At 62.0% G+C, this 25679-nt stretch carries 28 protein-coding genes; 12 read left to right on the forward strand and 16 right to left on the reverse strand.

The window, feature by feature from the left end:
• Nucleotides 1-25: 25 nt before the first annotated feature.
• From coaE to ACEQXE_RS10055, 4 genes are read right to left on the reverse strand one after another with little or no spacing between them, the layout of a single operon-like run.
• Entirely contained in the window at nt 26-634 is a 609-nt protein-coding gene (gene coaE, locus ACEQXE_RS10040; protein ID WP_370178965.1) for a dephospho-CoA kinase, read from the reverse strand.
• Nucleotides 631-1488: a shikimate dehydrogenase gene (gene aroE / locus ACEQXE_RS10045; RefSeq protein ID WP_370178966.1), complete on the reverse strand. Its 858-nt coding sequence runs from the start codon at nt 1486-1488 to the stop codon at nt 631-633. The genes coaE and aroE overlap by 4 nt, the downstream gene beginning before the upstream one ends.
• Nucleotides 1485-2069, reverse strand: a complete 585-nt coding sequence (locus tag ACEQXE_RS10050; RefSeq protein WP_370178968.1) for a Maf family protein — start codon at nt 2067-2069, stop codon at nt 1485-1487. Before ACEQXE_RS10050 ends, aroE begins: the two co-directional genes overlap by 4 nt.
• A complete protein-coding gene (locus ACEQXE_RS10055; protein ID WP_370178969.1) occupies nt 2069-2905 on the reverse strand; it encodes a pyruvate, water dikinase regulatory protein in 837 nt (278 codons plus the stop codon). Before ACEQXE_RS10055 ends, ACEQXE_RS10050 begins: the two co-directional genes overlap by 1 nt.
• Before the next feature lie 315 nt (nt 2906-3220).
• Here ACEQXE_RS10055 and hemE point away from each other — a divergent pair, with 315 nt between their 5' ends.
• The 4 genes from hemE (at nt 3221) to ACEQXE_RS10075 (ending at nt 6662) form a co-directional block, all read left to right on the forward strand.
• On the forward strand, nt 3221-4252 hold the full coding sequence (hemE, locus tag ACEQXE_RS10060; protein WP_370178971.1) for a uroporphyrinogen decarboxylase: 1032 nt from the start codon (nt 3221-3223) through the stop codon (nt 4250-4252).
• Between the two features lie 17 nt (nt 4253-4269).
• Entirely contained in the window at nt 4270-4713 is a 444-nt protein-coding gene (locus ACEQXE_RS10065) for a CopD family protein (RefSeq protein ID WP_370178972.1), read from the forward strand.
• A 161-nt stretch (nt 4714-4874) separates the two neighbouring features.
• Nucleotides 4875-6140, forward strand: a complete 1266-nt coding sequence (gene rho / locus ACEQXE_RS10070; protein ID WP_370178973.1) for a transcription termination factor Rho — start codon at nt 4875-4877, stop codon at nt 6138-6140.
• 9 nt (nt 6141-6149) lie between these two features.
• A complete protein-coding gene (locus ACEQXE_RS10075; RefSeq protein ID WP_370178975.1) occupies nt 6150-6662 on the forward strand; it encodes an AAA family ATPase in 513 nt (170 codons plus the stop codon).
• Here ACEQXE_RS10075 and ACEQXE_RS10080 read toward each other — a convergent pair.
• On the reverse strand, nt 6657-7058 hold the full coding sequence (locus ACEQXE_RS10080; protein WP_370178976.1) for a nuclear transport factor 2 family protein: 402 nt from the start codon (nt 7056-7058) through the stop codon (nt 6657-6659). The two genes, ACEQXE_RS10075 and ACEQXE_RS10080, sit on opposite strands and share 6 nt — an antisense overlap.
• Nucleotides 7055-7753 (reverse strand): dienelactone hydrolase family protein, encoded by a 699-nt coding sequence (locus tag ACEQXE_RS10085; protein WP_370178978.1) that lies wholly within the window; start codon nt 7751-7753, stop codon nt 7055-7057. Before ACEQXE_RS10085 ends, ACEQXE_RS10080 begins: the two co-directional genes overlap by 4 nt.
• 91 nt (nt 7754-7844) lie before the next feature.
• On the opposite strand from ACEQXE_RS10085, the gene ACEQXE_RS10090 reads away from it, so the two are divergent.
• From ACEQXE_RS10090 to ACEQXE_RS10115, 6 genes are all read left to right on the forward strand, one after another.
• Nucleotides 7845-8111: a DUF6489 family protein gene (locus tag ACEQXE_RS10090; protein WP_370178981.1), complete on the forward strand. Its 267-nt coding sequence runs from the start codon at nt 7845-7847 to the stop codon at nt 8109-8111.
• Nucleotide 8112: 1 nt separating this feature from the next.
• On the forward strand, nt 8113-9393 hold the full coding sequence (mnmE, locus tag ACEQXE_RS10095; protein WP_370178984.1) for a tRNA uridine-5-carboxymethylaminomethyl(34) synthesis GTPase MnmE: 1281 nt from the start codon (nt 8113-8115) through the stop codon (nt 9391-9393).
• Nucleotides 9394-9454: 61 nt separating this feature from the next.
• A complete protein-coding gene (mnmG, locus tag ACEQXE_RS10100; protein WP_370178987.1) occupies nt 9455-11314 on the forward strand; it encodes a tRNA uridine-5-carboxymethylaminomethyl(34) synthesis enzyme MnmG in 1860 nt (619 codons plus the stop codon).
• Nucleotides 11311-11949: a 16S rRNA (guanine(527)-N(7))-methyltransferase RsmG gene (gene rsmG / locus ACEQXE_RS10105; protein WP_370178989.1), complete on the forward strand. Its 639-nt coding sequence runs from the start codon at nt 11311-11313 to the stop codon at nt 11947-11949. Before mnmG ends, rsmG begins: the two co-directional genes overlap by 4 nt.
• Nucleotides 11946-12725 carry a ParA family protein gene (locus ACEQXE_RS10110; RefSeq protein WP_370178991.1) on the forward strand — a complete coding sequence of 260 codons (780 nt, stop codon included), beginning with the start codon at nt 11946-11948 and terminating at the stop codon, nt 12723-12725. Before rsmG ends, ACEQXE_RS10110 begins: the two co-directional genes overlap by 4 nt.
• Entirely contained in the window at nt 12722-13708 is a 987-nt protein-coding gene (locus tag ACEQXE_RS10115) for a ParB/RepB/Spo0J family partition protein (RefSeq protein ID WP_370178993.1), read from the forward strand. The genes ACEQXE_RS10110 and ACEQXE_RS10115 overlap by 4 nt, the downstream gene beginning before the upstream one ends.
• 46 nt (nt 13709-13754) lie before the next feature.
• Here the strand turns inward: ACEQXE_RS10115 and ACEQXE_RS10120 are convergent, their stop codons facing one another.
• Complete coding sequence (locus tag ACEQXE_RS10120; RefSeq protein WP_370178995.1) at nt 13755-14642, reverse strand: hypothetical protein; 888 nt, start codon at nt 14640-14642, stop codon at nt 13755-13757.
• A gap of 133 nt (nt 14643-14775) precedes the next feature.
• The gene (locus ACEQXE_RS10125; protein WP_370179052.1) at nt 14776-15258 is read right to left on the reverse strand and encodes a GAF domain-containing protein; all 483 of its coding nucleotides are present in this window, start codon (nt 15256-15258) and stop codon (nt 14776-14778) included.
• Nucleotides 15259-15328: 70 nt separating this feature from the next.
• On the opposite strand from ACEQXE_RS10125, the gene ACEQXE_RS10130 reads away from it, so the two are divergent.
• Nucleotides 15329-16792, forward strand: a complete 1464-nt coding sequence (locus ACEQXE_RS10130) for a sorbosone dehydrogenase family protein (protein ID WP_370178997.1) — start codon at nt 15329-15331, stop codon at nt 16790-16792.
• An 8-nt stretch (nt 16793-16800) separates the two neighbouring features.
• Here ACEQXE_RS10130 and ACEQXE_RS10135 read toward each other — a convergent pair whose 3' ends face one another.
• Nucleotides 16801-18546, reverse strand: a complete 1746-nt coding sequence (locus ACEQXE_RS10135; RefSeq protein WP_370178998.1) for an acyl-CoA dehydrogenase — start codon at nt 18544-18546, stop codon at nt 16801-16803.
• A gap of 41 nt (nt 18547-18587) precedes the next feature.
• Here ACEQXE_RS10135 and ACEQXE_RS10140 point away from each other — a divergent pair, with 41 nt between their 5' ends.
• On the forward strand, nt 18588-19562 hold the full coding sequence (locus ACEQXE_RS10140) for an L-threonylcarbamoyladenylate synthase (RefSeq protein ID WP_370179000.1): 975 nt from the start codon (nt 18588-18590) through the stop codon (nt 19560-19562).
• Here ACEQXE_RS10140 and ACEQXE_RS10145 read toward each other — a convergent pair.
• From ACEQXE_RS10145 to ACEQXE_RS10175, 7 genes are all read right to left on the reverse strand, one after another.
• Nucleotides 19544-19870 carry a hypothetical protein gene (locus ACEQXE_RS10145; protein ID WP_370179001.1) on the reverse strand — a complete coding sequence of 109 codons (327 nt, stop codon included), beginning with the start codon at nt 19868-19870 and terminating at the stop codon, nt 19544-19546. The genes ACEQXE_RS10140 and ACEQXE_RS10145 overlap by 19 nt on opposite strands.
• Nucleotides 19871-19921: 51 nt before the next feature.
• Nucleotides 19922-20734: a head GIN domain-containing protein gene (locus tag ACEQXE_RS10150; protein ID WP_370179002.1), complete on the reverse strand. Its 813-nt coding sequence runs from the start codon at nt 20732-20734 to the stop codon at nt 19922-19924.
• A gap of 117 nt (nt 20735-20851) precedes the next feature.
• On the reverse strand, nt 20852-21385 hold the full coding sequence (locus ACEQXE_RS10155) for a CarD family transcriptional regulator (RefSeq protein WP_370179004.1): 534 nt from the start codon (nt 21383-21385) through the stop codon (nt 20852-20854).
• Between the two features lie 207 nt (nt 21386-21592).
• On the reverse strand, nt 21593-22375 hold the full coding sequence (locus tag ACEQXE_RS10160) for a YihY/virulence factor BrkB family protein (protein WP_370179006.1): 783 nt from the start codon (nt 22373-22375) through the stop codon (nt 21593-21595).
• Between the two features lie 25 nt (nt 22376-22400).
• Nucleotides 22401-22739 (reverse strand): ferredoxin FdxA, encoded by a 339-nt coding sequence (gene fdxA, locus ACEQXE_RS10165; RefSeq protein ID WP_370179007.1) that lies wholly within the window; start codon nt 22737-22739, stop codon nt 22401-22403.
• A complete protein-coding gene (locus tag ACEQXE_RS10170) occupies nt 22736-23047 on the reverse strand; it encodes an RNA-binding S4 domain-containing protein (RefSeq protein WP_370179009.1) in 312 nt (103 codons plus the stop codon). The genes fdxA and ACEQXE_RS10170 overlap by 4 nt, the downstream gene beginning before the upstream one ends.
• 16 nt (nt 23048-23063) lie before the next feature.
• Complete coding sequence (locus ACEQXE_RS10175; protein ID WP_370179010.1) at nt 23064-25673, reverse strand: helicase-related protein; 2610 nt, start codon at nt 25671-25673, stop codon at nt 23064-23066.
• Nucleotides 25674-25679: the final 6 nt, after the last annotated feature.

A 25679-nucleotide genomic window follows, 5' to 3' on the forward strand; every position in this document is an offset into this window, starting at 1 on the left:
GACCTCTCCGGCGCTGCTGGCAAGATCACGTCTGTTGCGCCGCCTCGCCTTTCAGGCGGGTGACGAGATCGGCGACATCTTCCTGTGTCCGCTCGATGGTCTGGCCCGTATCGATCACATGATCCGCTTGCGCCCGTTTATCGGGATCGGGTGTCTGCAACTTCAGGATCTGGGCGAACTTTTCCTCGGTCATTCCCGGTCGGGAGAGCACCCGTTCGCGCTGGATATCCGCCGGGGCGGAGACGACCACGATCCGGTCCACGCTCGCCGCTCCCCCTTTTTCGAACAGGAGCGGGATATCGAAGACCAGCATGGGCGAACCGGTATTGGCGGCAAGGAATGCCGCACGGCGCTCCGCCACTGCGGGGTGCATGATGGATTCTAGCCTTGCGAGTGCTGCTGCATCGCCGAAAACCCTTCGACCCAGTTCGTTGCGGTCCACTCCGTCAGGCCCCGTCGTACCGGGAAATGCCGCCTCGATTGCTGGAAGTACACTGCCCCCTGGCCCCTGCATCGCGCGCACTTGCGCATCGGCATCGAAGACCGGGATGCCAAGCGCTTCGAACATCTCGGCAACGGTCGATTTTCCCATCCCGATCGATCCGGTCAGGCCGATAATCATTGGCTTGGTCATGCCGTCAGGAGCGCGCGCAGCTGGGGATCATGCTCGCGCGGCGGCTCTATTCCGAAAAACTGGCTAAATGCTCGCGCGGCCTGACCGATCAGCATTTCCAGGCCGTCGATCGTGCGGTGATTTGCTTCTCTCGCGCGCAGCAGAAATTGGGTATCGAGCGGATCGGTAACGATATCGTAGGCGATCGCTCCGGGCGGGGCATGGCTCCAGTCGAATGCGAGCGGCGGTTTGCCCCGCATGCCAAGCGGGCTGGCATTCACCACAAGATCCAGCAGACCGTTCCGGTCATCGAATGCAAAATCGGTTGGCGAAGCGAAATAATCGAGCGGAACGACATGGTGCTGCGTGCCCTTGGGGAGGCCCGCAACCAGTTCGTCGGCCTGTTCCGTCCGCCGGGCAGCGATCACCAGGGTGAAATTCTCCGCCGCAAGTGCATGGGCGATGGCGCGTGCCGCTCCGCCCGCCCCGATGATACGTGCCATCCGGAAAAGATGCGTGATTTCCAGATAGTGGGACAGGGGCTCAAGGAAGCCTGCCAGATCTGTATTGCTGCCTGTAAGCTTTCCGTCGTCATCGCGCGTCACCGTATTGATCGCGCCAATTGCTGTCGCCGCGGGGTCCATAGTATCGAGATGCCCGATGACTGCCTGTTTCAGCGGCATGGTGACATTGCATCCGCGCCAGTGAGGATCATTCTTCCGGCCCGAGAGGAAATCCGCGAGTTCGTCCTCCAGCACAGGAGTCGCGCGATATTCCGCCTCGATTCCGAGCTTTTCCAGCCAGAAGCCGTGGATCGCGGGCGATTTGGACTGCGCAACCGGATCGCCGATCACCTCAGCATAAGGTATGCTCATGGCAGAAGCTCTCCCTCGTCGCGCAATGCGTCAAGAACCTGCAGCAAGGGCATGCCAAGGATGGTGAAGTGATCGCCATAGATCCGTTCGAAAAGCTGCACACCTATCGCCTCGATGCGGAACACACCCACTGTCGCTCCCACCTCGGGCCACTCGGCCGCAAGGTACTGCTCGATGAAGGTCTCGCTCAGCCCGCGCACATGGAGCGCAGCGGAGTCCTCGCCCAACCATGCAATCCGGCCATCCCGGGCGAGGGCAGCCGCGCTGTAAAGGTGCATTACCTTGCCGGAGAAGAAACGCAGGTGCTGCGCGGCTTCCTCCCTGCTGCCAGGCTTGTCGAACCTCCGCCCGTCGACGACCACCAGGCTATCGCCGCCAAGGACGAGCTTTTCGGGACGAAGCATGGAGACAGCGCTGGCCTTCGCCGCCGCGAGCGCCTGTGCGACTTCCGACGGTTCCGCGTTCGCCATCTCCGCTTCGAGTGCGCGTTCGTCGATCTCGGCACCGGCAGCCTCGATAGTGAGCCCTGCCGCCTCCAGCATTGCCCGGCGCGATGCGCTGTTCGATGCGAGCACCAGCATCAGATGGGCTTTTCCTGAGGTTTGATGCGGATATGGTGATCGGTGATCAGCTTGATGATCGCGGCAGCCGTTTCTTCGATGGACCGGCGGGTCACATCGATCACAGGCCAGTTGTTGTCGGCAAACATGCGGCGAGCGAAGCGAACTTCCTCCTCGACCCTTTCATGCTCGGCATAAGTCGATTCAGATCCTTCGTTCAGCGAAAGCAGCCGGTTCCGCCTGATCTGCACCAGCCTCTCCGGCGCAGTGGTCAGGCCCACTACCAGCGGGCCGGTCAGTTCGAACAGCACTGATGGAGGAGGGCTTTCCATCACCAGCGGGATGTTGGCGACCTTGTAGCCCCGATTGGCGAGATAGATGCTGGTGGGCGTCTTCGATGTTCGCGAAACCCCGGTCAGAAGGATATCGGCCTTGTGCCAATCCTCGCTCCCCACCCCATCATCATGCGCGATCGTATAGTGGATCGCATCGACGCGCCGGAAATAGGCGTCGTCCATCCTGTGCTGCCGGCCCGGGCGGCCATGCGCCTCTTGGCCGAAGCAAGTTTCGAGCACGGCTGTCACTTCACCCAGCGCATCCACGGCTGGAAGCGCAAGTTGCCGGCATTTTTCTTCCAGTGCCTTGCGCGTTTCCTCGTTGACCAGCGTATAGAGGATCAGCCCTGGTGCCTTTTCCAGCTCTGGCACGATCCGCTCCAGATGCTGGCGAGAGCGCACCATCGGCCAGAAATGCCGGACCACATCGACGCCTTCGAACTGGGCAAGCGCAGCATTGGCGACCATCTGCAGCGTTTCGCCGGTCGAATCCGAAAACAGGTGGAGATGGGTGCGCGCCAATGGCTGGTTCCAGGCTGTGGAGAGGCCTTGGGATAAACCACTTCACTAATGCGAGGACAAGTCCGGCACGATTTTCATGCCGGTTCGGCGTCGGAGATGCCCGGGGAGTCTGCCAACAGAGCGTGGCTTTCTCGACAGTGGTCTGACAACCGGGATAAGTTTCGGTTGACGACGGGGCCGTGCCGAGTCGATGCGGCAGGCCATACGAGAATGTTTGGGATCCGCCTGTGCGCTCTCGGCTTATCACCGCTGTCCACAGGGCCAACATTCTTCAACCATCTATTAATAATATAATTTATTGGATTAGAGAGAGCCATGCCCGGTCCGCTTCTCGAATGCCTGCAAGGTGCGATACACCCTACGCCGCCTGTCTGGTTCATGCGCCAGGCAGGCCGTTACCTGCCTGAGTATCGCGCTCTCAGGCTGGAGAAGGGTGGCTTCCTCGACCTCATGTATGACAGCGAGGCAGCGTGCGAAGTGACGTTGCAGCCGATCGAACGGTTCGGTTTCGACGGTGCGATCTTGTTTTCGGATATCCTGATCGTCCCGCACGCGATGGGCCAAAAGCTTGAATTTCTCGCAGGGGAGGGGCCCAGACTGTCTCCTCCACTGATCGAGAACGATCTTCGCGACCTGCAGGCTGACAGCGCTCGCTACGATCCTGTCTATGACACCGTGCGCCTGTGCCGCCAGCGGCTGGGAGTCGAGATCACCATGCTTGGCTTTGCCGGCAGCCCATGGACGGTCGCAACCTACATGATCGCAGGGGAGGGCAGTCGCGACCAGCACGCTGCGCGCGCGTTGGCTTATCGCGATCCTGCCAGAATGACGGATATGCTCGGTGCGATTGCAGACCACACGATAGGCTATCTTCGCGGGCAGATCGAAGCGGGTGCGGAAGCCGTGCAACTCTTCGACAGCTGGGCAGGCAGTCTTGCTCCTGACGAGTTCGATCGCTGGGTGATTGCGCCCAATGCAGCTATTGTCGGTGCCCTTAAGGAATCGCACCCCGATATTCCGATCATCGGTTTCCCGAAGGGATCGGGCGAGAAGCTGCCCCGCTACGTACAGCGAACCGGTGTCGATGCCGTCGGGCTGGACGAAACGATCGATCCCGCATGGGCCGACGCAAATTTGCCGAAGAACCTGCCTGTGCAGGGCAATCTCGATCCGATGCTGCTGCTTGCGGGCGGGGATCGGTTGGACGCAGCAATTCTCCAGATTCTCGACGCGTTTGCGCGTCGTCCACATATCTTCAATCTCGGGCACGGGATTGATCGCCATACACCGATAGCCCATGTCGAGCATGCGCTCGGTGTGCTGCGCGGTTGGCAGCGTCCGGCATAGGCTCTAGGGGCTTAGGCATGCAGGAAACGCTTGGAATGCTCTATTTCTGGCTGAAAGCCGGGCACATCATCTTCATGGTCTTCTGGCTGGCTGGGCTGTTCATGTTGCCGCGCCAGCTGGTCTACATGCACGCTACGGCTGCGGGTTCGACCGAGGAGACGCTTTGGGCGGAGCGCACGCGGCAGCTTTCGAAAATCATCCTGCTCCCCAGCATCATCGTGACCTGGGTTTTCGGCCTCACGCTCGCCATCACAATCGGTGCGTGGGATCAGGGTTGGTTTCACGCCAAGCTGTTTCTGGTGCTGATCCTCAGCGGCTATCACGGATACATGGTCGCGCTGTCGAAGAAGATGGCGCGGGGGGAACGTCCCCTGGCAGAAAAGCGGCTCCGCCTCGTTGGTGAAGCCCCGGCGATCCTGCTTGCGCTGATCGTCGTTCTGGTGATCGTGAAACCGTTCTGATCGAGAATTTTGTCCGCTTAGTTCGATTGACCTGAGCAGCGGACGGACTTATTTCACGCCGCGACCCAGCCGGGCATTTGCGGCGTCCTGCCGTTACACTCTCAAGCTTTCTCCAAGCCTTTCGAAGTCCCCGGCACGGCACTTTTCGGATAATAAAACACATGCATCTCAAAGATTTAAAGCAGAAGGCTCCGGCCGAACTCGTTTCCATGGCGGAAGAGCTAGGCGTTGAAGCCGCAGGCACGATGCGGCGCCAGGACCTGATGTTCTGCATCCTGCGCGAACTCGCTGAAGACGAAGATTACGACGAGCAGATCATGGGGATCGGCACGATCGAGGTCTTGCAGGACGGGTTTGGCTTCCTCCGTTCGCCCGAAGCGAACTATCTCGCCGGGCCTGATGATATCTACGTTTCGCCCAACCAGATCCGCAAATGGGGCCTGCGTACCGGCGATACGGTGGAAGGCGAGATCCGGGCCCCGCGCGAAGGCGAGCGCTATTTCGCGCTGACCAAGCTGAGCTCGGTCAATTACGACGATCCCGAAGCGGTGCGGATGCGCACCAATTTCGACAACCTGACGCCGCTCTATCCTGAACAGAAGCTCAACCTCGACACGCTCGACCCGACCGTGAAGGACAAGAGCGCGCGAGTGATCGATATCATCTCGCCGCAGGGCAAGGGCCAGCGTGCGCTGATCGTGGCGCCCCCGCGTACGGGTAAGACCGTGCTGCTGCAGAACATTGCGAAGGCTATCACGGATAATCACCCCGAGGTGTTCCTGCTGGTCCTGCTGGTCGACGAACGGCCCGAGGAAGTCACCGACATGCAGCGCAGCGTGAAGGGCGAGGTGATCTCCTCGACCTTCGATGAGCCTGCGCAGCGCCATGTGCAAGTGGCGGAAATGGTGATCGAAAAGGCCAAGCGCCTGGTCGAGCACAAGAAAGATGTTGTGATCCTGCTCGACTCGATCACGCGCCTGGGCCGCGCCTATAACACCGTCGTCCCGTCATCGGGCAAGGTGCTGACCGGCGGTGTCGATGCCAACGCATTGCAGCGCCCGAAGCGCTTCTTCGGCGCCGCGCGTAATATCGAAGAGGGCGGTTCGCTTTCGATCATCGCCACAGCACTGATCGATACCGGCAGCCGCATGGACGAAGTGATCTTCGAAGAGTTCAAGGGCACCGGCAATTCGGAAATCGTGCTTGATCGCAAGGTTGCGGACAAGCGCATCTTCCCCGCACTGGATGTGGGCAAGTCCGGCACGCGCAAGGAAGAGCTGCTGGTCGAGAAGGACAAGCTCTCCAAGATGTGGGTGTTGCGCCGGATCCTCATGCAGATGGGCACCGTCGATTCGATGGAATTCCTGCTCGACAAAATGAAGGATTCGAAGACCAACGAGGATTTCTTCGACACGATGAACCAGTAGGCTGCGGCGGTGCGTCGCGCCGTCGTTACCGGGGCCCCGGGGTCGGGCAAGTCGACCCTGCTGGCTCAGGTGGCGCAGCACGGCATTGCCACCGTCCCCGAGGTTGCTCGTGACATCCTGCAGTCATCGGGCGGCATGGAAATGCGCGCGGAGAGGCCGTTAGATTTTGCGCTTGCGATGTTCGACGCGCAGAGGGCGTGTTGGGATCGCGGCGGGCAGATGCCCGTCCTGTTCGACCGTGGCTTTGCCGATATTGTAGGTTTCCTCAGGATAGAGGGGCTTGTCATTCCACGGGAGATCGATGCGGCATGCCGTGAATGCCGTTACGAAGGGCCAGTGTTTCACGCACCGCCGTGGCGTGAAATCTTCCGGCAGGACGAGCAGCGAATTCAGACTTGGGACGAAGCGGTCGAGAGCGATGCAGCGGTGGTCCAGGCCTGGCGCGACTATGGCTATAGCCCGATCACACTGCCTCTTGCCGACCCGGTCACCCGTGCGCAATTCGTGCTCGAGAGATTATGAGCCGGACGTTTTTCCAAGTTGCGCCGCCATCATCTCCCAGACCTTGTTCACCGCTTTGATCGGGCGGATCATCACCTTGAAATCCTTGATTTTTCCGCTTTCATCGAAGGTAATAATGTCGACACCGTTCACTTGGATGTCGTCCAGCACGCAAGTGAACTCGAGCATCGCGTGCTCACCGTCGACGAGCTCGCGAACGTAACCAAACTGGCCTTGCCCCAGCGTTGCCGCTGCAGCGCTGAGATAGGCAACCACGAGTGCGCGTCCTTCCTGCGGTGTATGCACCACCGGTGAGTGGAACACCGCGTCCTCGGTTACCAATTGTGCCAGCCGCGCAGGATCGGGCGCTGTCGCGAGAGCGTGCCACTCGGCGAGGCCTTGCTTGGTTGGCGTCATCCCAGGTGCTCGGCGAAAAAGTCCATCGTCCGCTTGTCGGCCAGTTCGGCGTTTTCGTCGTCTCGCCGCTTGCCGAACTGGGTCGCGAAGCCGTGGTCCATTCCTTCGTAGTCATGGAGGGTCACCTTCGGGTGATCGTCCAGGCCGTCGTGCATCGCCTTCTGCGTGTCCTTGTCGACGAAGCCGTCCTCGGTCGGGATGTGGAGCATCAGCGGATTGGCAATCGCATGCTTCTCACCCAGCAACTCATCGATCCCGACTGCATAATAGCCGACGGTCGCATCCGAGTCCGTGCGCGCCGCAGTCATGTAGGCTAGGCGCCCGCCCAGACAGTAGCCAACTGCGCCGACATTCTTGCCACCGCTGTGGCTGCGCGCCCATTTTATGCTTGCTTCGATATCCTTGACGCCGCCGTCCTGATCGAACTTGCCCATCAGGTCGAGCGCCTGCTTGAATTCGGGTTCGATATCGGGGTCCAGTTCGATTCCCTCGCCCAGCCGCCAGAACAGGTCGGGTGCGACCGCCAGAAAGCCGCCTTCGGCCAGCAGATCACACTTGCGGCGAATCCCGGCATTCACTCCGAAGATCTCCTGGATCACGATAATCGCAGCTCGCGGTTCCCCTTCAGGCCGCGCGACATAGGCCATGAAGTCTTTGCTGCCATCAAGGGTACTGATCCGTGTCGTCTCGCTCATCGATATCTCCCGTCATTCGTCGAACCGCGCGCTTGCGTGGCGCATGCGCCCGGCCCAAATAGCCTGTACGATTTGTAACGGAGAAAGCGCAATGAAGGTCCACGTGGAAATCGATTGTTCGCCCGAGGAGGCGAGGGCCTTCATGGGCCTGCCCGATCTCTCGAAGGCGCAGGCTGCTTATTCCGAAGGGATGGAGAAGGCGATGCGCGGCGTATCCAACCCCGACCAGCTGCAGGAGCTTGCCAAGACGATGGCACCGATGGGGCAGATGGGCCTCAAGATGTTCCAGAGCTTCATGGAAACGAGCGCCGCAAACATGACGCGCACCAAGTCCGGTGAGATGAAATCTGACGACTGAAGTGCGCGACACGATATTTGCGCTGTCATCGGGGGCGCCGCCCTGCGGCGTAGCGATCATACGCGTTTCCGGGCCCGATGCTGGTACCGCTCTCGAAATATTGACCGGATCGCTGCCGACCCCCCGCCGTGCTAGCTTGCGCCAGGTGCGCAGCCCGGAAGCGGGCTGGCTGGATGAGGCGCTGGTCTTGTGGTTGCCCGGGCCGAACAGTGCGACGGGAGAGGACTGCGCGGAGATCCACTGCCATGGTGGCCGCGCTGTCATTCGCGCAATCGAGCATGCGCTTGAAGCCATTCCCGGATTGCGCCGGGCTGCGCCGGGTGAGTTTACTCGCCGGGCCTTTTCCAACGGTCGGATCGATCTGCTGCAAGCCGATGCGTTGGGTGACATGCTTTCGGCTGAGACCGAGCTGCAACGGGCGGTCTTGGCGAGTGCCTTGGGCGGAGGAGCCTCAACACAGGTTGCCGGGTGGCGCGAGGCCATTCTTTCAGCTTCTGCGGCGGTCGAGCAGGAACTGGATTTCTCCGATGAGGATGAGGAGGGGGTTGCTCCTGCTTCTGCTTGGCGAGAAACGGTATTGGAAGCCGTCGACGAGATGCGCGTATGGCTTGCAACGCCCTCTGCAGACCGGTTGAGGCAAGGCCTGCGCATCGTGCTGGCGGGTCCTCCGAATTCGGGCAAGTCGAGCCTGTTCAATGCGCTGCTGGACGAAGCTGCCGCGATTGTCTCTCCGATTGCCGGCACGACGCGTGACGCGATCGAGCGTCCTATTGCTATCGACGGCGTTCCATTCATTCTCGTCGATACTGCGGGCTTGCGAGATGAGGGAGCCGAGGAGATCGAGGCTATCGGCATCGCGCGTGCCGAGGCCGAGGTCGCACGTGCCGATATCGTGCTGTGGCTGGGGCCTGAGGGGGAGGGCCCAGAACACGCTCTCGAAGTAGCCAGCATGAAGGATCTGCCGGAGCACGCTCCGAAGGGCGCGGGCGCGAAGAATGTTTCTTCGGAGACGCGTGAAGGGATCGCGGAGTTGATGCAGGCGATTTCCACCCTCGGTCGCGATCTCCTTCCGCAGCCGGGTCAGGTAGCGATCTCGCAGCGCTACCGCGAACACTTGGGGGATGCGTGTGAGGCGTTGGACAGTGCGGCGCAGATGGATGACCTACTGCTTGCGGGCGAGGGCTTGCGACAGGCGCGACACGACATGGATGCGATGCTCGGAAATGTCGCGACCGAGGATATGCTCGACTCGCTTTTCGGCCGCTTCTGCATCGGCAAGTAATGTTCCACGTGGAACAGATCGACCCCTAGCGGCAGCCTGTAGCACCCATTATAGGGGTGCCATGCAGCACTACCCGATCATTGTTATCGGCGGCGGCCACGCCGGCGTGGAAGCGGCCTGCGTCGCAGCCCGGATGGGTGTGCGTGTCGCACTGGTGACGATGGACGCAGGCAAGATCGGCGCGATGAGCTGCAATCCGGCTATTGGTGGCTTGGGGAAGGGCCATCTCGTCCGAGAGGTCGATGCTTTCGATGGCGTGTTGGGTGTCGCTGCAGATGCAGGCGCAATTCATTACCGGATGCTCAACCGGTCGAAGGGCAGTGCGGTCTGGGGCCCGCGGGTACAAGCCGATCGCAAACTCTTCGGTGCCGCAGTGCGAGCGCAGGTAGCGGCGGAGCAAACGCTCGAAGTTATTGAGGGAGAGGTCGCGAGCCTGAGCATCGAGAGCGGATCGGTGCATGGTGTCAGGTTGGGCAGCGGGGTTGAACTGGCTTGCGACGCTGCGATCCTGTGCACAGGCACATTCCTGGGCGGTGTTCTTTTCAGGGGTGAGGAGAGGTTCCAAGGTGGGCGGATAGGGGAGGGCTCAGCTTCGGTTCTTGCAGCACAACTGCGCGAAGCTGCCTTGCCCATGGCGAGGCTGAAGACCGGCACTCCGCCGCGGCTGGATGGACGCACCATCGATTGGGCGCGGCTTGTCGAACAGCCCTCCGACCAGGACCAGTGGACTATGTCGCCGCTGGTTCGTGAGCGGCGCAACCCGCAGATCTATTGCGCGATTACCCGAACCAATCCTGCCTGTCACGATATCATCCGTGCCAATCTTGCGCGGTCACCGCTCTACTCGGGGGCGATCGACGCGAAAGGGCCGCGATATTGCCCTTCGATCGAGGACAAGATCGACCGGTTCGGGGATCGTGATGGGCATCAGATATTCCTTGAGCCAGAAGGGCTCGACACGCATCTCGTCTATCCGAACGGTATCAGCACGTCTCTTCCGGTGGATGTGCAGGAGGATTTCCTGCACGCGATTGAGGGTCTCGAGAGTGTTCGGGTTGCCGAGCCCGGCTATGCGGTCGAATACGATCACGTGGATCCTCGCTCGCTCGATCGCTGGTTGCAGATGCGGGGCCTCAAAGGTCTGTATTGCGCGGGCCAGATCAATGGCACGACCGGGTATGAAGAAGCGGCTGCGCAGGGGCTGGTCGCTGGATTGCATGCCGCGTGCGTAGCGATGGACAGGGAACCGCCCGCCTTGGATCGCGCGAACAGCTACATCGCGGTTATGGTGGATGATCTCACCTTGCACGGTGTTAGCGAACCTTACCGCATGCTTACGGCGCGGGCCGAGTACAGGCTGCGGCTGAGGGCCAACAATGCCACGACACGTCTTACGCCACTCGCGGAGGATATCGGGTGCATTTCTGGAAAACGCCGCAAGTGGTTTGATGATCGCCAGCAAGCCCGAGCATCTTTCGAAGATCATCTCCAGACCGAATACGCCCCGGCAGATATGCGCAACCTTGGCTTGACTGCACCCGACGACGCGGGGCGCCAAAGCCTTGCGGACTGGATGCGGTATCCGGATTACGATCTCGAACGGCTTGGGCAATTGGGTCTCGTTCCACGTGAAACAGAGGCGTCACTGAGGAACGAAATCGCAGAGGATATCCGCTATGCGCCCTATGTGGCGCGACAAGATGCGGAACTCCGTGAACTTCGGTCCAATGAGCGGGTCGGTCTGGAGCGCGGATTTCCATTCGCCAAGGTGCCGGGACTGTCGAATGAGATGGTCGAGCGCTTGACGTTATCGCAACCGGAAACACTCGCACAGGCCGCCAGGGTGCCGGGCATCACCCCCGCTGCTATGGCAGCGCTGTTGGTCTTCGCGCGGCAGCACGCCGAGAAGACCGCTGCATGATCGGTTCCGAGGAAGAGGCGCGGCAGTTCGTCGCAGAGAGATGCTCGGCCCATGCGTTGGCTTTACTCGATAGGTTCGCTGATGCGTTGCTGATCGAAGCGGAACGACAGAACCTGATCTCCCGCTCGACGATGCCTTTGCTCTGGCAACGGCATTTTGCCGACAGTGCACAGCTCTTGGACCATGTTCCACGTGAAACGGATGGGCTTTGGCTCGACCTTGGGACTGGTGCCGGCTTTCCGGGTCTGGTGACGTCAATCATGCGGCCTGACGTTCCGCATGTCCTTGTCGAATCGCGCAAGCGGCGTATCGAATGGCTTGAGCGCGCAATCGCCCTTCTTGAGTTGCCGAACTGCAAGGTGTTGGGATCGCGTTTGCAGCTCGTCGAGAGCTTCGAAGCGGGTGTCATCACCGCGCGGGCATTCGCGCCGCTACAAGAACTCATCAGCTTGTCCGCACGCTTTTCCACCGACCGGACCACTTGGCTCTTGCCGAAGGGCCGCTCGGCAAAGCAAGAAAGGGATGAGCTCGATTCTGCGTGGCGCAGGATGTTTCACGTGAAACAATCGGTCACCAGCTCTGACGCTGCAATTCTGGTCGGCACCGGTCGGCCCAAAACCGGGAGCCGCAGATGATTCGCATAGCGATTGCCAACCAGAAGGGCGGGGTGGGGAAGACCACTACGGCAATCAACATCGCGACAGCGATTGCGGCGACAGGCTGGCGCACGCTCCTGATCGATATGGATCCACAAGGAAATGCGTCGACTGGCCTTGGCATTCCCTCGCATGATCGGGACTATTCCACTTACGATCTGCTGCTGGGCGAGGGATCTGCAGCCCAGTGTGTCCAGAAGACCCGTATCCCCAAGCTCGACATCATCCCGGCGACTCAGGATCTGAGTGGCGCTGAAGTGGAGCTAGTGGGTGAGGCAGACCGGATCGATCGACTGAAGAGCGCGCTCTCCGAAGTGAACGGGTCTTATGACGTCTGCTTCATCGATTGTCCGCCATCGCTCGGCCTGCTGACGCTCAACGCCCTGAGTGCCGCCGATTCGCTGCTGGTCCCGCTACAATGCGAGTTCTTTGCTCTGGAAGGGTTGAGCCAGCTCTTGCAGACGGTCGAAAGGGTGCAGCAAGGCATCAACCCTTCGCTCAAGATCATCGGTGTTACCCTGACCATGTTCGATCGCCGTAACCGGTTGACCGATCAGGTGGCGCAGGATGTGCGCGAGGTGCTGGGCGGGCTTGTGTTCGATACGGTGATCCCGCGCAACGTCCGGCTGTCCGAGGCTCCGAGCCATGGCCTGCCAGCCCTTATTTACGATCATTCCTGTGCCGGTAGCCGAGCCTACATGTCGCTGGCGCGCGAATTGCTGGGCCGGTTGCCCGCGGAAAGGAAAGCGGCGTGAGCACGAACGCGCAGAGCAAGACTGACAGTCAGGCCGTACCTGACCGATCCAAGCGCAAGCTGGGCCGGGGGCTGGGTGCCCTGTTGGGCGAAACCCAGCGCGAGGAGAGCATTGCTCCGGCCGAGGGTGGCACGACCATCTCCAGCACTGGCCAGAGCGGTGAGCCTGGCAAGGCGCCGCAGAGCGGGCTCTCCTCCATCCCGGTTGCGCGAATCGAGCCACTGCCCGGTCAGCCACGCAAGATCTTCGACGATGAGGCACTGGAAGAGCTGGCGCAGTCCATCGCGCAGCGCGGGGTCATCCAGCCGATCATCGTTCGCCCATTGGCGCGTAAGGGCCGTTATCAACTGGTAGCTGGCGAGCGCCGGTGGCGGGCGGCCCAGCGCGCGAAGCTGCATGAGATTCCGGCAATCATCCGCGACCTCGACCAGCGCGAAGTCATGGCGAGCGCGCTGATCGAGGATATCCAGCGCGAAGATCTCAACCCGAGTGAAGAGGCACGTGCCTATCATCACCTCGCGGAAGAAGAGCAGATGAGTCAGGCGGAGATCGCTGCACTCGTCGACAAGTCGCGCAGCCATGTGGCGAACCTGCAGCGGCTGCTCACACTACCCGAAGCTGTGATCCAGCTGGTGGAACTGGGCAAGCTCAGCATGGGCCATGCTCGCGCTCTGATCGGGCATGATCGGGCTGAAGCCCTTGCCGAAGAAGCGGTGGCCAAGAACCTGTCGGTTCGCGAAGTCGAAAAGCGTGCGCGCGCCAAGGGAGACGGGGCAAAGCCCTCGTCCAAGGGCAAAAATGGCGCTGCTGCGGGCACGAACGCCGATATCGAGGCGGTGGAGCGCCATCTGGAAGAATTTCTCGGGATGTCGCTCAATATCAAACCCGATGCTGATCCTCGCTCGGGCGCCATTACGATCCGGTACAAGACGCTCGACCAGCTCGACCTGCTTTGTCAGCGTCTGACAGGCGGCGAAATCTGAGCTTCAGTCAGAGAGGTGTGCTTCAGGTTGCTCCGCGTACTCGCGCCTAGCGCTGCTTGCTATACTTGATCCGCTTGTCGCGCCGCGGCTGGGGTTGCGGCTGCGGATAGTACTCGACCGGTACTTCCTCGATCACCCGTTCGCGGATGATTTCGGTCTCTTGGACCTCGTAGACTTCTTCGACTATTTCCTCAACAATAACAGGAACATAGCGCTCGCCGCGCTGCTCCTCTATCACGACCACCACACCACCTGACTGGGTCGTGGTCGTGTAACCGCCGCCATGACCGTAGGCGTATCCTCCGCCATAGCTGCCGCCTTGGGAATAGCCGTAGTTTCCGCGGTAAGCGGGGGGTGACGAGTATCCGTAGCTGTACTCTCCTCTGCGCGGGTAGTGCCCCTGATAGGCGTATCCATCGGCTGAGTAGCCATCACCACGATGGCCATATCCATCGCCATACTGATACCCGTACCCATTCGCAGACTGCGCTGCGGCGGCACGTTCGTAGTGCTGCAACCACGCCTTGCAGTCGCGGCGTTCCTCGTCGCGGCCGGCGAGCCCGATCGCCGTGCCGATCGCGACGCCGGCGATCCCGCCAATTCCGCCCCCGATCAGCGATCCGGCCAGCCGCGATCCATCTTCGGCAAGCTCGTCGCCCAGGATTGCACCACCGGTCCCGCCGATGAGGCCGCCAATAACACCGCCGGTTTCACCCCGCCGACGCCGGTCGCGCAAAAAGGCACGGCATTGCTTGACCCAATCGTCCCGATCATAGGCCGGCGGCATTGTCGGCGTCGGATAGGCATGAACGGGCTGCTGCGCATAGGCCGGAGGCGCCGCGTAGTACTGCGTAGGGGCCTGATAATACTGTGCGGACGCAGGCGCCGCTATGCAGGTGAGCGCAATGCTGCTGGTGAGGATGATCTTACGCATGATCGGTGAGCCCTTCCTGCGAAGGACTTCGAAGCGGCCCCTCACAATGTCTTAAGAAAGGGTTACCATTTTCGATCCGGATACGAATGCCACCAGAAATCCCCTGTCCCGCGCTGGGGCAGCGCCTGACCGGCTAAATTCGCGTGGCAATCCGTGCTGCCAAGGCTTCTATCCCTTTCGCGTCGGCCTCTTTGAAGCGGGCTTTGCGCGGACTGTCGAGGTCAATTACTGCCACCACCATGCCATCCCTGACGACCGGGACGACCAGTTCCGATTCGCTGGCTGAATCGCATGCAATGTGGCCGGGGAAGGCATGAACGTCGGCCACCAGTTGCGTCTCTCCCGTCGCAGCAGCGGTGCCGCAGACCCCCTGGCCCAGAGGTATGCGAATACAGGCGGGGCGCCCGATAAACGGGCCGAGCACAAGTTCGGCGTCGACCACCCGATAGAACCCCGCCCAGTTGAGATCGGGTACAAAACTCCAGATTAGTGCCGCGAGATTGGCCATATTCGCCACGCCATCGGCTTCACCCTCGGTCAGTGCATCGGCAGCATTGGCAAGTTCGCGGTACCGCTCTTCATCGGGAGTATCGGCGGGAAACGAAAAATCGAACATCGTATCTCCTGAATGGAAGGTGCGGGCATTGGCGATTGCCGCAGGCACTGTCGCCCCCTATTTCGGGTGCATGACCATACTTCGCAATATCGGCATTGCCGTACTCGTCATCCTCGTCCTCGCTGCGATCGGCATTGCCCTTCTGCTCCGCGGATCGAAGGCAGAATTGACGGTCGAGGAAGTGACCGGGACCGATCCCACACTGGCCGAACCGAACTCGGAGTGGTTTCCGACCATAAGAGTGGCCGAACCGGTGGGTTGGGCCGACGGAGAGAAACCGGAGGCCGCAAAAGGCCTGCAGGTCGTGCGTTTTGCCGAAGGGCTAGACCATCCCCGCATCATCTATCGCCTGCCCAATGGCGATATCCTGGTCACGCTAACCAACAGCCCGCCGCGCGATGTCGGCGGGATAGAGGGCTTCATCATGAAGACCCTGATGGGGCGCGCAGGAGCGGGCGAGCCGTCGCCCAACCAGCTGGTGCTGCTGCGCGATTCGGATGGCGATGGGCGTGCAGACGCGCGTCAGGTGCTGCGCGAGGGCGGTCTCGATTCCCCGTCGGGCATCGCCTGGCGGGACGGCACGCTCTATCTTGCCAACCACGACGCGCTGCTCGCCTTCGATTACGAGCTTGGCTCAACCACGATCACGGGCAAGCCGCGCAAACTGATGGACCTCCCTGCCGCGGGTAATCACTGGATGCGCAACATCATCCTCTCGCCCGATGGCAGCAAGATCTATGTCGCGGTCGGCTCTGCCAGCAATATTGGCGAGCAGGGCATGGAGGCTGAGGAAGGCCGCGCCATGATCTGGGAGCACGATCTGGAAGAAGGATCGAGCCGCCCCTATGCCACCGGCCTGCGGAACGCCAACGGGCTCGCCTGGAACCCGCTGTCGGGCGAGTTGTGGACCACGGTGAACGAACGCGACATGCTCGGCGGCGATCTGGTGCCCGACTATCTCACCAATGTGCCCATTGGTGCGAATTACGGCTGGCCCTGGGTCTACTACAAGAACACGATCGACCGCCGGGTCGAGGCGCCGATGCCGAATTTCCTGACCGAGTACGCGCGCTATCCCGAATATGCTTTGGGTCCGCATGTGGCGGCACTGGGCCTGACCTTCACCAATGAGGGCCACCGGATGGGGAGCGGATTCGCACGTGGAGCCTTTGTCGCGCGCCACGGATCATGGAATCGCAAGCCTCCGTCGGGCTACGATGTGGTGTTCATCCGGTTCGACGAGCGCGGAAATCCTGTCGGCAAGCCAGTGCCTGTCCTCGGCAGTTTCCTGAACGGCGATGGCGAAACGCGCGGCCGGCCGACATGGGTCGAGTGGACTGACAAAGGTGGCCTGCTGGTCAGCGATGATACCGCCGGAATCATCTGGCACGTAATTGCGCCCAAGGCTGAACCGGCGCCAGCTGTGAAGCAGGTGCGCGGCAAGTCGCTTAAACCGCAGACCGAGCTTAAAGGCGATCCGCGCGAAGCCTTCACCGATGAATTTGCGAAGAAATTCAACCCGATGGGCAATTGAGCCTGGGCTTAGCCCGCAAGCGCATCCGCAGCCAGCTCGTACAAGACCGCCGCACCGGCTGTCGCCGAGGCTTTCAGACCGACAGCCTCCGGCACCACGTGGTCGATGAAATAGCGTGTAGTAACGTGCTTTGCGGGCTTGCGCGGATCACCGTCGCCAAGAGTGCCCAGCTGCTGGAGCAGACACCAGCCCGCCACCGCCACCGCGCACATCTGGGTGAAGGGCACGCTGCCAGCCAGTCGATCGTCGAGCGACGCGTCTTCGCGCATCCACTTGGCGATCGCCGCGCATTCTCCGGCCAATGCCTTGAGATGCGGCTCCTCCGCTGCTTCCCGGGCAATATCGGCAAGTAGCGACTGCAAGGCCTCGCCATCGTCCAGGCCAAGCTTGCGGGTCACGAGGTCGGCCGCCTGGATTCCGTTAGTACCTTCGTAAATCGGGGCGATCCGGCTGTCGCGCCAGTGCTGCGCGGCGCCGGTTTCCTCGATAAAGCCCATCCCGCCATGCACCTGGATGCCGAGCGAGGCGACCTCGATCCCGGCATCGGTCCCCCAGGCTTTCAGCATGGGGACAAGCACTTCTGCGCGGGCACCTGCCGCCGCATCGCCGATATCGCCGCGATCGACCTGCCCTGCGGTATAGTACAGCAGGCCGCGCATCGCCTCGGTCAGGCTGCGCATGCGCACCAGCATACGGCGCACATCGGGATGTTCACTGATGGCAACAGGCGTGCGGTCTCCGGCTCCGGCACGCGCCGACTGCACGCGTTCCAGTGCATAGGCGACCGCCTGCTGGGTTGCGCGTTCGGCTATCTGCACGCCCTGCGAGCCGACATTGATCCGCGCATTGTTCATCATCGTGAACATGGCGGCGAGACCGCGATTCTCGGCCCCGACCAGCTCGCCGATGCACTCGTCATTATCGCCGTATGACATCACGCAAGTAGGCGAGGCATTGATGCCGAGCTTGTGCTCGATGCTGACGCAACGCAGATCGTTGCGCGGACCGGGCGTGCCATCGTCCTTCAGGTGGTATTTAGGCACGAGGAACAGCGAAATTCCGCGGCTACCCTCGGGCGCGTCTGGGAGACGTGCAAGGACGAGGTGGATGATATTCTCGGCCAGATCGTGTTCGCCCCAAGTGATGTAGATCTTCTGGCCCTTGATCCGGTACTTGCCAGCGTGTTCGCCATCTTCGATCGGGTGTGCGGTTGTGCGCAGGGCGCCGACATCGCTGCCCGCCTGCGGCTCGGTCAGGTTCATCGTGCCCGACCATTGCCCGCTGATCAGGTTTGGGAGGTATCGCGCCTGTTGAACGTCCGTACCATGCGCCTCCAGAGCCTCGATCGCGCCGACAGACAGCATCGGCAGCAAGTTGAAGGCCATGTTGGCGGTGCCGAGGTTCTCGAGGACATTGCAGGCGAGCGTGAAGGGCAGGCCCTGCCCGCCATGCTCTGCGCTGCCGGCAATCGCGTTCCAGCCCTGATCGACGTAGCTATGGTATGCCTCGGCAAAGCCATCGGGCAGGCGGACCACACCATTTTCCAGCTTTGCACCCTCGAGGTCGCCGGCGCGGTTGAGCGGCGCCCATTCTCCGGCAGCGAACTGGCCGACGCCCTCCACGATTGCTTCGACCAGATCGGGCTCGGCGGCGGCGTACCGCTCGCTCTGGGCGATTTCCGCGATACCTGCATTGGCTCGGATAGCGAGCAGCTGGTCCGGTGTGGCGGGGCGATAGGTACTCACGATGGGCATGTCCTCTTGGAATTCTCGGCCCCCGGATATAGCGCCCGGGGATGGTCCGCAAATACGTTACGGAAACGGTTCTGGCCGACGCTACGGGAATCGCTCGGGCTGCGCGAATCCTGCGCGATGGCGGGCTGGTCGCGGTTCCGACAGAGACCGTCTATGGGCTGGCCGCGCGGGCCGATGACGAGGCGGCGGTCGCACGCATCTTCGAAGCCAAGGGGCGGCCGAGTTTCAACCCGCTGATCGTCCATGTGCGCGATGCCAAGCAGGCAGCGCAGTATGCCGAGTGGGGAGACAACGCAGACCTTGCTACACTGCCTTGGCCGGGGCCGCTGACGATCGTTGTTCCGGCGCTACCCGAAGCAGTGCTGGCGCCTGCCGTAACTGCTGGGCTCCCTACTGTCGCTGTGCGGGCGCCTGCGCACCCCGTCATGCGCCAACTCCTCTCGCAGATCGATTTCCCGCTGGCGGCACCTTCGGCCAACCGCAGCGGCTTCATTAGCCCCACATCGGCGGAACATGTCCTGGCGTCGCTGGACGGACGGATCGATCTCGTGCTGGACGGTGGGCCGACGCAGGCCGGTGTTGAATCCAGCATCCTCGCGCTAAGGGAGGACGGATCGTGGGAAGAGCTGCGTGCAGGGCCCGTCGATCTCGATGCGCTGCACCGGCATTACTTCGGCATAGGCCTGCCGCTGCGGGAGGAGCGCAAGACCCTCGAAGCGCCTGGCCAGCTTGCCAGCCACTATTCGCCCGGCAAGCCTGTGCGGCTTGGCGTCACCGATCCCGCACCGGATGAGATCATGATCGGGTTCGGACCAGTCGCGGGTGACGTCACGCTGTCGCTAAGTGGGGAGGTGAAAGAAGCTGCCAGCAACCTCTACGCCTGCCTTCACTTGGCGGCTGTGTCGGACAAACCGCGCATCGCGGTGGCGCCAGTGCCCGAAAAGGGTGTGGGACGCGCAATCAACGACCGGCTGCGCCGCGCGGCCGCGCCGGCCGATCAGCGCCGGGGCTCGTAGGGAACGCTCGGGAGGATTTCCTGGATATCTTCGTAAGTCTCGCGCGCCTTCTCGCATGCCTTGCGGTCACCGTCTTCGCAGTCTTCGCGCTGCTCGCGATAGCGGCGCTCCAGCTTTGCGAGCTGTTCCTCGCGGCGACGGATCTCGCGCCCGCGCTTTTCGTCGGCTTCACTCTGGCTGGTGGTCGCCATGTCGACGGCCCTGCCTGCCACCTTGACCGGCGCGGTGGCGATGTCGAGCGCGGTCTTGGCAATGCAGCCCTGCAGGGCGAACGCGGCGAGGAGGGCGAGCGGGACGATCGGTTTCATGCCGCCAGTCTATGCCCTGCCTCGACGCTTTGAGGAACCCCGGTTGGGCTCCTACCGGGTATTGGTCGAATCGTCCTCGCCAAAACTCCCGGAAGCCTGGGCACTCGATGCTGAGTCGTCCTTGTCATCTGCGGCGGCGGTACGCGCGCTGCACTTGAGTTCGCCCGAACCCATCGCGCTCACCGTGCACTTGGCATTGCCGATAACCTCGACCGTACCCGAACCCATGATGCTCGCTTCGACATTCCCGTCGGAGGCGAAGATCGCATCGCCCGAACCGGCAATCGAAATCTCGGCGTCACCGACATCGAGCTGGCGAAGGTCGAGATCGCCTGACCCGGCAATCGACAGCTCGAGTGTTTTCGCGCGGCCTGCTGCTTTCAGCGAACCCGAGCCTGCGACATTCACTTCGAGTTCGGCGGCATCGATCCTTGCGATGACCGATTCGCCCGATCCTGCGATGGAGACCTCGGCGTCTCCGCCGGTGCCCAGCCGATCGACCTCAATCGTTCCCGATCCGGCCACTGTGACTTCGTCAGGCGTCGGCATGGTGATGCGGATCGTTGCAACGCCGCTGTTTCGCCAGTTGCCTTCGCGCCCGATTTCGAGCGAATCCTCATCGAGATCGAACCGCAGGTCCTTGGTGATTTCGGGATCGCCTTCGACTTCGATGGAAAGGCTTTTGCCCGAAGTGACGATCAGATTGTCCGGGCCGGCAAGCGCGATTTCTGTCGGCTTCGCGCCTTGGTAGTCCAGCTCTGCGAGCGGTACGCCGCTGCCGCTGGTGTTGAAGTTCATGTCTGCATTGCACGCCGAAAGCAGCGTTGCTGCAGCGGCGATGGCGAGGCCTGACCAGAATTTCATGACGATCTCCCACTCATTTACTGTATTGCACATACAATACACACTGCCGATTGCCCAAAGCAAGAGGGCCGCCCCTTGCGGAGCGGCCCTCGTCGGTTGCCATGCAACGCCCGTCGATCAGGCGTCTTCGGTGTTCTCGTAATATTGCGGTGCGTGTTCGCGGAGCACATCGAGAATCTTTTCGAGCGCAGCAGGCTCGTCGGTCTTTTCCATCGCTGCCAGCTCACGTGCGAGGCGGCTGGATGCGGCTTCGAAGATCTGCCGTTCGGAATAGCTCTGTTCGGGCTGATCGTCGGGGCGGAAGAGGTCACGAGTCACTTCGGCAATCGACACCAGGTCGCCCGAGTTGATCTTCGCTTCGTATTCCTGCGCGCGGCGGCTCCACATGGTCCGCTTGACCTTGGGCTTGCCCTTCAGCGTTTCCATCGCTTCCTTCAGCGTCTTGTCGCTGGAAAGCTTGCGCATGCCGATCGATTCAACCTTGTTGACCGGGACGCGCAGGGTCATGCGTTCCTTCTCGAAGCGCAGGACGTAGAGTTCGAGCTGCATTCCGGCGATTTCTTCGCTCTGCAGTTCGACCACGCGGCCGACACCATGCTTGGGGTAAACGACATACTCGCCGACATCGAAGGCGAGAGCCTTGGCTGCCATGAAAATTCCTTTCATTCGAAGGCAGGGGCGTGCACCGGGCACAAAAGCGGACCGCCGCCCGCGCAGGGGCGAAAATCCGATTGCGTTGTGGTGCTGGGGGAACCTGCCTTTCAACTTCCATAGGCCGACGCGGCATCCACCGCGGCGGAGCCGACTATATAGCAGGTTCTTGCGAATATTGCGAGTCGCTGAAACAAATGCGACACATCAGTCACGCTCGAACCGTGCCTGGACGAATTCTCCGCCCAGCAGCAGCACGTAGGCGCTCAGATAGAACCAGGTCAGCAGGATAACGACCGCTGCTAGCGAGCCGTATGTCGCGTTGTAATCGTTGATCTGCGAAACATATGCGCCGAAGATCGCGGTCGCGCCGACCCAGATCAGTGCGAACAAGATCGCGCCGGGCAACACGGCGCCCCAGCTGGGCGCAATATGGTTGGGCGCAACGCGATAGAGAAAGCCGGCGCCGATCGTTGCGAAGAAAAACATCAGTCCGTAGCTGGCAAATGGTGCCACCTCGCTCGGCAGTGTGGCTGCGAGTGTGATCGCGCCGCCCGCAAGCGCGAGGCCGACGACCGCACCCAGTGTGACCGCCAGCGCCATGCCGTTGCTTTTCAGGAAGCTTCGCGTTTCCTCGACGTTGAAGATCACGTTGAGCCCGGCGATCATCGCGCCCGCTGCATTGCGGGCACCGAACAGGGCAAATCCGAAAGCGAAGAGCAGGCCGAGGCCTTTCATTCCGTCATTGGCCTCTGTCACCGAAATCAGCTGATCGGCCACCAGCGAAGCGGCAGCGGGCGGCAGGGCGCGGCCTGCAAGCTCTATGTCGCGTGCGACCGTTTCCGGGCTCGCGACCAAGCCATAAAGCAGGGCGATCACGGCCAGCATGGGGACCATCGCAAGGAAGGCGTAATAGGAAATCCCGGCAGCGACGAGGCCGGCATAGTCCTGGCTTGCGCCGCGCCAGGTCCTGGCAAAAGTCTTGAACATCGCGTCCCCTTCCTAGGGGATCGACTCAGTCCCCTTCGCCCGGTTCCGCGCTGAAGAACTTTTCGAACTTGCCCTCTTCGTCCTTATGCTCGTCCGCGTCGTCCGGCGGATCCTTCTTCTGCGTGATGTTGGGCCATTCGTTGGAGAATTTGGTGTTGAGCTCCAGCCACTTCTCCAGCCCGTCTTCTGTATCGGGAAGGATTGCCTCGGCCGGGCACTCGGGCTCGCATACGCCGCAATCGATGCATTCGCTGGGGTTGATCACCAGCATGTTCTCGCCTTCGTAGAAGCAATCGACCGGACAAACTTCGACGCAATCGGTGTATTTGCATTTGATGCATGCGTCGGTGACGACGTAAGTCATGGGCGGGTTCCTTGCGCGCCGGTGGTATCTCGCGGTGCTGCTAGTGGCTCGGCACCTGCGCGGTCAAGCAGACTGTAGCAGCTTTGCGCTTCGGCGGGTGGTCCGCGCCGGTCCGGCAAGGCATCGATCCGCGCCACGACCACGCCGTTGCGCAGCGGAATGGTGAGGATATCTCCGATCCCCACATCGCGCGAAACCCAATCGATGCGTGTCCCATTGACCCGCAGGTGACCGCCTTCGATCAGCGTGCGTGCCGCACTTCGGGTGCGCACGAAACGCAAGCGGCACAGCGCAAGGTCGAGCCTCACCCGCGCACGTTCCGCTTCATGAGAGCATGTCTTTCAACGCAGCAAAGGCATTCTCGGGCCGGGGTTCGCGCGGTTTGGCGGGTGCGTGGCTCTTGCGGTCCTTAACTTGGCCCTTCGTTCCGCGTTGCTTGTCCGATGGCTTGCCGCGTCCCTTGCGGTGCTGCCCCCTCGTGTCATGGCGTCGCTCGCCACTTTGCTTGCGCGACGGCAGCCAACGCCACCGATCCGGGAGTGAGGGCCCGAAAGCGCCTTCCGGCACTTGCTTGCCTTCGACCATGCGAAAGCCCGCCGCCCCCAGCAGGCGCTTGATGCTGTCGAGCGTCAGGCCGGTAGAGACCGCCAGCGCGGTGTCGAGCACGAAGTGCGCACCGCGCCCCTTCTTGCCGCCGCCTGCCTTTGCCCGCGCTTCATGCGCCTGTTTGAACAGTTTTTCGGCGATATCGACCCGGACCAACTGTTCGCCCGCCGGGCGGTATCCCGCAGGAAACGGCTTGGCGGCGGGGATGACCGATCGCATGGCATCGTCGATCGGGCGGGTGTCGATCCCTGCCTGTTGCATCGCGAGGCGCGGTGCGGGCTTGAGCAGTGCCGGGGCAAAAATGTCGAGCGCGCCGAACACCACGCCGACCTTGCGCAGAAACGGGCGCGCTTCCTTGGGCAGGTTCTCTATTCCCGCGCCTTCGCGCGTGACGATTCCGTGCCCGTCGAGCAGGTTGAGCAGGAGTGCCCGCGCCCACGAGGTGGCATCTTCGCTTTTCGAGGCGAGCTGCAGCTTGCGCAGCGGCTCCAGCGGCGCGAGCCATTCCGTCACCTTGGCCTGAATAGCACTGAGAAACGCCTCGCGTGCGCCATCGGGCAGCCGGTCCAGCTCTCGCGCGGGTTTCAGGCGGGGCTCTGCAGGATCCACGGGATGTTCGAGGCGCGCGATCTCCTGCGTGCCCCACATGACCCGGCCTCCTTCCAAGGACAGGCCCTCCAGATTGTTCTCGCGCAGCTTTTCGGCTTGCGTCGCCAGAATGCGCGGCAGCGCCTTTTCACCCGCCGAGAGCAGCATCTTGCGGTCGCCCACTGCCGCATGCGGATCGATGGCGAAGCGGAAACCCTCCAGCTTGCCGATGGCCTGATCCTCGACCAGCAGCGTGCCGTCGTCTTCGAGCGAGATCGGGAGCAGCGCGGGGTCATTGCCAAGATGCTTCATTAAAACGGACGTCCTTCGGTTCACGAATCGCTCGGTCAGGCGGGCATGCAGCGCGTCCGACAGGCGGGCTTCGACCGCACGGGCGCGTGCGGCCATCTCATCCCGCGCGAGCACCCAGTCGGGCCGCTGGCAGATATAGGCCCAGGATCGGATCGCGGCTATCCGCCCCTGTAGCACGGCAATATCGCCGCGCACCGTATCGAGTTCGGCAATCCGCGCAGCGACGTAATCCGCGCCGATATAGCCTTCGCGCAGGTCCTGCCACAGCCTCGTGACGAAGCGCGCATGCGTGTCGACGCCCGACTGCCGGAAATCGGGCAGCGAACACGCTTCCCAGAAGCGTCGGACATTGCCCGGCCCGCGTATCGCCTGCGCGAAGGGCTGTTCGGCCAGCTTGCGCAGCACGGCGAGGTCGATCGCTTCGGGGGCCGGCGCAAGCTCGCGCTCTCCGGGCTTGGCAGAAAGGTCCGCAATCAGTGTGCCGAGCGAATCGAAGCGCGGCTCCGCTTCGCGCCAGTAGAGCTTCGTCAGCGGCTGGAAGCGATGCTCCTCGATCGCGTAGATTTCTTCCTCGGTGAATTCGGCATCCTGGCCTCCCGCGCCCAGCAATACTCCGAAACTGCCATCGCGATGGTGCCGCCCCGCACGGCCCGCGATCTGGGCCATCTCTGCCGGAGTCAGCCGCCGCCGTTTGACGCCGTCGAATTTGGCGAGGCTGGCGAAGGCGACGTGCGTGACATCGAGATTGAGGCCCATGCCAATCGCGTCGGTCGCGACGATGTAGTCGACCTCGCCATTCTGGAACAGCGCGACCTGCTTGTTGCGCGTCTCTGGGCTCAGCGCACCCATCACCACTGCCGCACCGCCGCGATGACGCCGCAGCATCTCGGCAATCGCGTAAACCTGCTCGGACGAGAAGGCGACCACGGCGCTCCGCTTGGGCAGGCGCGAGAGTTTCTTCGAACCCGCGTGGGTGAGGACGGAGAAACGCGGGCGTTCAACCAACTCTACATGCGGGATCAGCGACTTGATAACCGGCGCGGCGGTGGACGAGCCGAGCAGCATCGTCTCTTCCCGCCCGCGCGCATTCAGCAGCCGGTCGGTAAAGACATGTCCACGCTCGCGGTCCGCGGCCAATTGTACCTCGTCGACCGCAACGAACGCATGCCCGCCGCCATCATGCGGCATGGCCTCCGCCGTACACAGGAAATAGCGGGCGTCCGGCGGCTCGATCCGCTCTTCCCCGGTGATCAGCGCGACGGCCTTCTCGCCCTTGATCGCGACCACCCGGTCGTACACCTCGCGCGCCAGCAGCCGCAGCGGGAAACCGATCGCGCCGCTCGAATGGGCGCACATCCGCTCGATCGCCAAGTGCGTCTTGCCGGTATTGGTCGGGCCCAGGACGGCCTTTATCGCAGAAGGGGACATCGCAAG

The organism is Alteriqipengyuania sp. (assembly GCF_964222115.1).
In the GTDB taxonomy this organism is placed as follows: Bacteria; Pseudomonadota; Alphaproteobacteria; order Sphingomonadales; family Sphingomonadaceae; genus Alteriqipengyuania.

What these genes read in the sequence shown, in the direction of transcription:
- ACEQXE_RS10140 (WP_370179000.1), top strand. Translation starts at nt 18,588, where the DNA reads ATGGTCCGCAAATACGTTACGGAAACGGTTCTGGCCGACGCTACGGGA.
- ACEQXE_RS10125 (WP_370179052.1), bottom strand. Translation starts at nt 15,258, where the DNA reads ATGTTCGATTTTTCGTTTCCCGCCGATACTCCCGATGAAGAGCGGTAC.
- ACEQXE_RS10145 (WP_370179001.1), bottom strand. Translation starts at nt 19,870, where the DNA reads ATGAAACCGATCGTCCCGCTCGCCCTCCTCGCCGCGTTCGCCCTGCAG.
- fdxA (WP_370179007.1), bottom strand. Translation starts at nt 22,739, where the DNA reads ATGACTTACGTCGTCACCGACGCATGCATCAAATGCAAATACACCGAT.
- mnmG (WP_370178987.1), top strand. Translation starts at nt 9,455, where the DNA reads ATGCAGCACTACCCGATCATTGTTATCGGCGGCGGCCACGCCGGCGTG.
- ACEQXE_RS10080 (WP_370178976.1), bottom strand. Translation starts at nt 7,058, where the DNA reads ATGACGCCAACCAAGCAAGGCCTCGCCGAGTGGCACGCTCTCGCGACA.
- ACEQXE_RS10050 (WP_370178968.1), bottom strand. Translation starts at nt 2,069, where the DNA reads ATGCTGGTGCTCGCATCGAACAGCGCATCGCGCCGGGCAATGCTGGAG.
- rho (WP_370178973.1), top strand. Translation starts at nt 4,875, where the DNA reads ATGCATCTCAAAGATTTAAAGCAGAAGGCTCCGGCCGAACTCGTTTCC.
- ACEQXE_RS10150 (WP_370179002.1), bottom strand. Translation starts at nt 20,734, where the DNA reads ATGAAATTCTGGTCAGGCCTCGCCATCGCCGCTGCAGCAACGCTGCTT.
- ACEQXE_RS10130 (WP_370178997.1), top strand. Translation starts at nt 15,329, where the DNA reads ATGACCATACTTCGCAATATCGGCATTGCCGTACTCGTCATCCTCGTC.
- ACEQXE_RS10090 (WP_370178981.1), top strand. Translation starts at nt 7,845, where the DNA reads ATGAAGGTCCACGTGGAAATCGATTGTTCGCCCGAGGAGGCGAGGGCC.
- rsmG (WP_370178989.1), top strand. Translation starts at nt 11,311, where the DNA reads ATGATCGGTTCCGAGGAAGAGGCGCGGCAGTTCGTCGCAGAGAGATGC.
- aroE (WP_370178966.1), bottom strand. Translation starts at nt 1,488, where the DNA reads ATGAGCATACCTTATGCTGAGGTGATCGGCGATCCGGTTGCGCAGTCC.
- coaE (WP_370178965.1), bottom strand. Translation starts at nt 634, where the DNA reads ATGACCAAGCCAATGATTATCGGCCTGACCGGATCGATCGGGATGGGA.
- ACEQXE_RS10135 (WP_370178998.1), bottom strand. Translation starts at nt 18,546, where the DNA reads ATGCCCATCGTGAGTACCTATCGCCCCGCCACACCGGACCAGCTGCTC.
- ACEQXE_RS10175 (WP_370179010.1), bottom strand. Translation starts at nt 25,673, where the DNA reads ATGTCCCCTTCTGCGATAAAGGCCGTCCTGGGCCCGACCAATACCGGC.
- ACEQXE_RS10110 (WP_370178991.1), top strand. Translation starts at nt 11,946, where the DNA reads ATGATTCGCATAGCGATTGCCAACCAGAAGGGCGGGGTGGGGAAGACC.
- ACEQXE_RS10155 (WP_370179004.1), bottom strand. Translation starts at nt 21,385, where the DNA reads ATGGCAGCCAAGGCTCTCGCCTTCGATGTCGGCGAGTATGTCGTTTAC.
- ACEQXE_RS10120 (WP_370178995.1), bottom strand. Translation starts at nt 14,642, where the DNA reads ATGCGTAAGATCATCCTCACCAGCAGCATTGCGCTCACCTGCATAGCG.
- ACEQXE_RS10085 (WP_370178978.1), bottom strand. Translation starts at nt 7,753, where the DNA reads ATGAGCGAGACGACACGGATCAGTACCCTTGATGGCAGCAAAGACTTC.
- ACEQXE_RS10160 (WP_370179006.1), bottom strand. Translation starts at nt 22,375, where the DNA reads ATGTTCAAGACTTTTGCCAGGACCTGGCGCGGCGCAAGCCAGGACTAT.
- hemE (WP_370178971.1), top strand. Translation starts at nt 3,221, where the DNA reads ATGCCCGGTCCGCTTCTCGAATGCCTGCAAGGTGCGATACACCCTACG.
- ACEQXE_RS10065 (WP_370178972.1), top strand. Translation starts at nt 4,270, where the DNA reads ATGCAGGAAACGCTTGGAATGCTCTATTTCTGGCTGAAAGCCGGGCAC.